Raw genomic sequence first — 7052 nt, forward strand, 5'->3', positions numbered from 1 at the left:
GAACGTCCCATCTTTGAGCGTGGTTTTCTGAACCTGGCTTATGAAAATAATTTCCTTCGGGATGCCCATATTTTTGAAGTCGGTTTTCGCTATGCGCTGGATTTCGCTCAGACTTCTCTTACCTCCAGAATTGGGAACAGAAATACTTCCTTTGTACAATCGGCGCGGGGAAGTATGATGCTGGATGACAATACCGGGCAAATACTTGCCAGTAACCGAAGTGCGATGTCAAAGGCTGGCCTAACGATAATTCCCTTCCTCGATTTTAACGGAAATGGGCAACGTGATCCCATGGAGCCCGGGGTTCCGGGAATGGAGTTGAAGAACCGCACCGGTAGGTTAAGCTATCATGAAAACGAAACTGTTCTGAGGATTCGTGATTTGCAGCCTTATATAGATATGGTTCTTGAAATAGATCCGGTGAGTTTAGATAATATCGCCTGGAAGATCCCTAACCCCAAGATCAGGGTACATACCCTGCCTAATCATTTTCAGGAAATTCATGTTCCGGTAGAGGTGATGGGAGAAGTGGGAGGAATGGTGTATGTTGATGATAACGGGCTGCGAGGACAAGGCAGGATAATCGTAAATATTTTTGATGAAAAAGGAAATAAGGCCGCCAGAATTCTCAGCGAAGGGGATGGGTATTTTACCTATCTGGGACTCAAACCCGGTAAATACACCGCTGAAATAGACCGGGAGCAACTTGACAACCTGGGTTATACTTCAGAACCGGAGGCAATTCCTTTTGAAATAAAGGTTGATGAATACGGGGATATTGTCGATACACTGGAGTTTGTTCTTAGTAGTCGCTAGGCTGTAGTCCTAAGACGGTAGTTTGATTGTTGAGGTTTAGCGTTTGTAGTTTTTTGGAAATTCATAGAGGTACCTAAAAGTCCATAACCTTCCGGAATAAGGAAAAGAAAATTCATTCGTGTATTCGTGGCAGAACAGGCTTGAGTTACGAACACCCAAGACTTCTCGATACAACTTTTTATTCCGCTCTCGCTGCATAAAAACCCACTCGAAGTCAACGTTTGTAATTATAATTTAAAAAGACACCAAACGTGTGCGGGTAGTCCTTTGGTTTCGAGTGCCTTTGCAAAGCCTTAGGGTAGTAAAGGGGTTGAGAACCCTTAATATTACGAACACCCAAGACTTCTCGATACAACTTTTTATTCTGCTCTCGCTGCATAATAACCCACTCGAAGTCAACACCTTTTTAATCAAAGTAATTATGAGTTAATACCACCCCGTTGGGTTCGAAGGATCCCGATGCAAATCGGGATTGTATCGGGAACCGATTAAAAGTTCCAGCTCTCCAATTCTATTCTCAATCAACGAATTAACCAATCCCGAATTAATCAATCCCTAATTAGCAGAATTCTAAGACGGCCTTGTCCTCCGGTATTTAACCATCGCAAAGAGAAAAACGAATAAAGCCAAAAATTGTGCTATCCGGGCGAGATAATCCCCGTATTGCACGTAAAAAGTCTGCGTGTTATTCACCAAAATTTCAGATTTAATACTGCCTTGCTTCTCGTAGCCCAGGCTTTTAACAATATTTCCCTTTTGATCTATAAAGGCTGAGATTCCCGTATTAGCACTCCTCACCACATCTTTTCGGGTTTCAATTGCCCTTAATTTAGCGTAGCTCAGGTGTTGTTTATGACCCTGGGTATTACCCCACCAGGCATCATTGGTGATTATACTCAGGAAACCTGCGCCATTTCTGATATAACCGGTAACATAATCTCCATAAACCGATTCATAACAGATGATGGGTGCGGCTGCAGCTGCTTTCCCGTTTTCCATCTCAAAGACCGAGCGTTCCTCCTGGGTGGTTTTCATGGCGACAGTTCCGCCCAGGTCAATCATGACATCTCCTAATATTGGTTTAAGAACATCCTGGTAAGGGAAATTCTCAACCCCAACTACCAGTTTGGATTTATGATAAAGCTGGGTGGAATCGGTATTATTCATCATAAATGCTGAATTATAATCGTCGTACCAGTCATTTGGTCCAAGGTAATTGCTTTGTTCCCTTACCTTATTCGGGTCGCTGAAGCGTTCATAGAAGGAAATTCCGCTTAAAAAATTGATGTTGGGATAACGGTTTAAAAGTTGCCTACTGAAAAAAGCAGCTTCCGATCTTTCAAAATTCGGGAGGACGGTGCCATCTGCAAAAACCGTTTCAGGAGCCACCAGAAGCCTGGTTCTTCCTGTGGTTTTCACTTCAGCAAGGTCCAGTAAGAGTTCTCCTATCCGGGTGTCGTTAACATTATATTTTTCGGTATAGGGATCGATATTGGGCTGCAGGATCACCACCTCCAATGGCTCCCCTTCCGGTTCGTAAGTGGCGAGAATTATCCACGAAATTCCCAGTGGCACGAGAATAAATAGTGCAGATTTAAAAATTCCGCGGTAAATTATAGCCTTATCTTGATACTCTCTGTAAAGGATTGCGGCTTTAAAAACAGCAATATTCACCAGCCACACCCAAAGTGTTCCTCCAAATGTACCGGTGTATTCGTACCATTGCACCCAGTTATGATATTCAGAAAAGGCATTGCCGAGGTTAAGCCAGGGCCAGGAAAATTCCCAGTTCAGATGGAGTTTTTCGAAGACCATCCAGATGCTCACCAAAAAAGTTGCGGCCGCTCCAAATCCGGTGCGTTTAGCCACTACATGGTACAGCATAAAAACCAGCGCCATTAGCAGGGAGTTTACGAGTACAGCGAAAGCACCTCCAAAAGCTGTACTGAAATAAAGCCAGTAGGTGGTGGTGAGATTCCAAATGAAGAAACTCAGGTAGGCAAGTCCAAAGACTTTCCAGCCCGTTAATCGCTTAGAGAAATTCCGCAGTTTGAATTCTGCATAGAGCAGGGGGACAAAGGCGAAAAACAACACTAATGGAAAACCATAGGTTGGCCAGGCCAGGGCAAGTAAAATTCCGGAGAGTAGGGCGTATAAAAGATTTTTCATATTTCGATATTCTTTTCAAAAATAGGAAACTGTAGCTTGTTTTTAAGATTGGCTCATGAAAAATACTTTAAAGTCTCTTTTTTGAAAATTTTTAGCACTCGGCCTCACCTAAATTTTACTTTAGTACTTTTACCAAAAACTAAACCAATGGCCATTAAAAAATACGTTCCAAACCTCATCACTCATCTGAATCTTTTAAGCGGAACCATAGCGGTGATCTTTGCCGTACAGGGGAATTTAATTATGGCAGCTTTGTTCGTGGCTGCTGGTGTTTTCTTTGATTTTTTTGATGGTCTTGCTGCCAGAGTTTTGGATGTTAAAAGCGAAGTTGGACTGCAGTTGGATTCCCTGGCCGATGTGGTAACTAGTGGGGTAGTGCCGGGAATTGTGATGTACCAGATGCTAAGCAAGGCTCTCCCTAATCCGGGTGCAGCCGCAACTACCGAATGGAGTATCCAGGGGACCTGGTGGGAATGGAATTTTAATACTTTGGCGCTTATCGGCTTGTTTATTACCCTGGCTTCGGCTTTCAGGCTGGCAAAATTTAATGTAGACGATCGCCAAACCGATTCTTTTATAGGGCTCCCAACCCCGGCCAATGCCATGTTGATCCTGAGTTTGCCTTTAATCCTTACTTTTCAACCCGGGGAGCTAGTATCTTCCTTAGTGCTGAATGAATGGTTCCTTATCGGCTTAACTCTTTTAAGCTGTTATTTGCTTAATGCCGAGATCAAACTATTCGCACTTAAATTCAGCGATTGGTCTTTTTCCAATAATAAACTGCGCTATTTTTTCCTGCTGTGGTGCCTGGTTTTAATCGTATTTTTCAGATTTATTGCAATTCCGCTCATTATTGTAAGCTATGTATTGCTTTCGGTACTGGCACCGGGAAAAAAGGAAGTGTAAATATTTTAGCAGAATTTAATCGAAAATCTTTTTCTTCCGAAGCTCAAAATTCTTTCCGAGATATACTTTTCTTACCATTTCGTCTTCGGCGAGTTCTTCAGGTATTCCGTGTTTCAGGATGCTACCTTCAAACATAAGGTAAGTACGGTCGGTAATGGCAAGTGTTTCCTGCACATTATGGTCGGTGATTAGAATTCCTATATTCTTGTTCTTTAACTGAGCTACAATACGTTGAATATCTTCTACTGCTACGGGATCAACCCCTGCAAAAGGTTCATCGAGAAGAATGAAATTAGGGTTGGTAGCCAGGGCTCTGGCGATCTCAGTCCGCCGGCGCTCTCCCCCACTAAGGAGATCTCCCCTGTTTTTACGAATATGGGAAAGACCAAATTCTTCTATGAGAGATTCCATCTTTTCGTGGCGTTCTTTTTTGGAAAGGTCGGTAAGTTCCAGTACGCTCATTATGTTATCCTCTATGCTTAATTTTCTAAAAACTGAAGCTTCCTGGGCGAGGTAACCAATTCCGTGCTGCGCCCTTTTATACATAGGGTACTTAGTGATATTGGCTTTGTCGAGAAAGATCTGGCCTCCGTTGGGTTTTATAAGGCCTACGATCATGTAGAAAGAGGTGGTTTTTCCGGCACCGTTAGGGCCCAGAAGGCCCACGATCTCCCCCTGATTAACCTCGATGGAGATGCCTTTTACAACTGCTTTTCCTTTATAGGTCTTAACTAAGTTTTCAGCACGTAATTTCATCTGTTTGTAATTTTTAATCAGGATTTGGCAATAGGTACAGGCTTAAAAACCTAATCCTGTGTGTTGCCATTTTTGAATCCAGCAACATGCAGGTTTCCTTCTGCAAATTTTAGTGCACTAAGATACATTAATTATACCAGCCTTATTCTTTCACTTCTTCCAGCTCTTCCCAGTATTCAAAAGCCCTGCGCAGGTGAGGTATCACAATAGTACCTCCCACAAGAGTTCCTATACTGAGAGTCTCCATAACCTCTTCGCGGCTTATGTTCGCTTTGTAGCTGCTTTCCAGGTGGTATTTAACACAATCGTCGCACCTTAGTACCAGTGAAGCCACCAGCCCGAGAAGCTCTTTTGTTCTTTTATCGAGGGCACCTTCTGTGAAGGCATTGGTATCAAGATTGAAAATCCTTTTCAGAACCTTGTTATTTTCTCCCAGGATCTTTTCATTCATTTGAGCCCGGTATTCATTGAACTCTTCTACTTTATTTTTCATAGCCTTGTCTTTTTAATTTTCGTTGTTCCTGTTTATAGATCACCTTAGAGATCAGGATACTTACTTCATAAAGAACAAGTACCGGGATAGCTACAATAATCTGACTCACAATATCCGGTGGAGTGATTATTGCTGAAAGTATCAATACCAGTACTAATGCGTATTTTCTATATTTCTTCAGAAAAGCTGGGGTTACAATTCCTATTCGCGTAAGAAAATAAATCAGGATGGGTAATTCAAAGATGAGTCCGCTTGCCAGCACAGAAGCCCTTACCAGCCCAATATAACTACTGAGGTCAAAATCGTTAAACACGGTTTCGCTAACCTGGTATTTTCCAAGGAAATTAATAGAAAGCGGGGTAACCACGTAATATCCAAAAATCACTCCTGTAAAAAATAAGAGGGATGAGATAAAAATAAATCCTTTGGCATATTTACGTTCATTGTTATGCATGGCAGGGGAAACGAATTTCCAGAATTCATAGATCACATACGGAAAGGCTATGATAAAACCTGCGGTGATCGAAGTCCAAACGTGGGCAGAGAATTGTCCACCCATAGTTCTACTCTGTATGCGGAAGGGCATTTCGTCAAAACAAAAACCCCCGTCTATACCAAGGGCAGAGGAGATACGGCAAAGAATATCGTAGGAGAAGAAACTTCCTTTGCTAGGGCCAAAAAGTAAAATATCGAAAATAAATCCTTTCGCCAGAAATGCGATACTTCCTGCAATTACTACAGCCAGGGTGGCACGTATTAAATGCCAACGCAAATCTTCCAGATGGTCTAAGAAAGACATTTCATCTTGTGGGGTCCCAATTTGCTTCATTATAAAATTCCTTCTCTAATTAGATTATGAATATGGACAACACCCGCGTATTTTCCGTTTTCTACGGCCAGGAGCTGGGATATCTTGTTTTCTTCGAGCATATCCAGAGCATCAACGGCAAGAGTGTCCTGATCTATGGTTTTTGGATTATGGCTCATGATATCTCTCGCGGTAAGATTTTTGAATTCGGTGTTGTTTTTTAACATTCGTCTTATATCACCATCAGTAATTATCCCAATGATTTTATTATCTTCAATTACGGCAGTAACACCCAGCATTTTTTCTGAAATTTCTATAATCGCATCGGTAACCGAAGTGTTAGGTGAAACAACTGGTTTTTGATTCTGGGCTGTGATATCGCTTACCCGCAAGTAGAGTTTCTTGCCAAGCGAACCTCCCGGATGGTATTTAGCAAAATCTTTTCGGGAAAAACCTTTCAGATTAACCAGCGCTATGGCCAGCGCATCGCCCAAGACCATTTGTGCCGTGGTGCTGGTGGTAGGAGCCAGATTATTAGGACAGGCTTCCTTTTCTACATAAGAATTAAGGACAAAGTCTGCTTCCTGGCCCAGGAATGAATTTTTATCTCCGGTAATTCCAATAAGAGGGTTTTTAAAGTCTTTTATAAAGGGAACCAGGACCTTGATCTCGGGGCTGTTTCCACTTTTAGAGATACAAATTACAACATCATCTTTCTGGATGTTCCCCAGGTCACCATGAATGGCATCGGCTGCGTGCATAAAAATGGCCGGGGTGCCGGTAGAATTTAAAGTAGCTACGATCTTACTTGCGATAATGGCACTTTTTCCTATTCCGGTAACCACCACTCTTCCTTTGGAATGATAAATTTTTTCTACAGCTTCAACGAACTCATTATCAAGAAGATGTTCTAAATTGCCAATCGCTTTGGCTTCAATGGAAATAGTTTCTCGGGCAGCAATCAGAATTTTTTCCTGGAGTTTCAAATTAGATAAAATTATGAATTGTGAGTCTAAAGAAATATGTATCTTTAATTTGCAAATGTATGTAAAATTGTAACACAATTGAATGAGTTTGAAGGAAATTGATTTACACCAACAGCTA

The 7052-nt window shown here is 41.9% G+C and carries 6 protein-coding genes and 1 pseudogene; 2 read left to right on the top strand and 5 right to left on the bottom strand.

The window, feature by feature from the left end; translation table 11 throughout:
* Positions 1-816: pseudogene (locus VIM94_RS11250) on the top strand (hypothetical protein); the annotation flags it as partial.
* Between the two features lie 570 nt (positions 817-1386).
* Here the strand turns inward: VIM94_RS11250 and lnt are convergent.
* A complete protein-coding gene (lnt, locus tag VIM94_RS11255; RefSeq protein ID WP_332039396.1) occupies positions 1387-2985 on the bottom strand; it encodes an apolipoprotein N-acyltransferase in 1599 nt (532 codons plus the stop codon).
* 147 nt (positions 2986-3132) lie between these two features.
* Between lnt and VIM94_RS11260 the strand changes: the two genes are divergently transcribed.
* On the top strand, positions 3133-3891 hold the full coding sequence (locus VIM94_RS11260) for a CDP-alcohol phosphatidyltransferase family protein (protein WP_332039397.1): 759 nt from the start codon (positions 3133-3135) through the stop codon (positions 3889-3891).
* A gap of 15 nt (positions 3892-3906) precedes the next feature.
* On the opposite strand, the gene lptB is transcribed toward VIM94_RS11260, so the two are convergent.
* From lptB to VIM94_RS11280, 4 genes are all read right to left on the bottom strand, one after another.
* Entirely contained in the window at positions 3907-4647 is a 741-nt protein-coding gene (gene lptB / locus VIM94_RS11265) for an LPS export ABC transporter ATP-binding protein (RefSeq protein WP_332039398.1), read from the bottom strand.
* A gap of 142 nt (positions 4648-4789) precedes the next feature.
* Entirely contained in the window at positions 4790-5140 is a 351-nt protein-coding gene (locus VIM94_RS11270) for a carboxymuconolactone decarboxylase family protein (protein ID WP_332039399.1), read from the bottom strand.
* Positions 5130-5969: a twin-arginine translocase subunit TatC gene (tatC, locus tag VIM94_RS11275; protein ID WP_332039400.1), complete on the bottom strand. Its 840-nt coding sequence runs from the start codon at positions 5967-5969 to the stop codon at positions 5130-5132. The genes VIM94_RS11270 and tatC overlap by 11 nt, the downstream gene beginning before the upstream one ends.
* Positions 5969-6934: a KpsF/GutQ family sugar-phosphate isomerase gene (locus VIM94_RS11280; protein ID WP_332039401.1), complete on the bottom strand. Its 966-nt coding sequence runs from the start codon at positions 6932-6934 to the stop codon at positions 5969-5971. The genes tatC and VIM94_RS11280 overlap by 1 nt, the downstream gene beginning before the upstream one ends.
* Positions 6935-7052 lie beyond the last annotated feature (118 nt).

It is taken from the genome of Salegentibacter sp. (assembly GCF_036568425.1).
In the GTDB taxonomy this organism is placed as follows: Bacteria; Bacteroidota; Bacteroidia; order Flavobacteriales; family Flavobacteriaceae; genus Salegentibacter.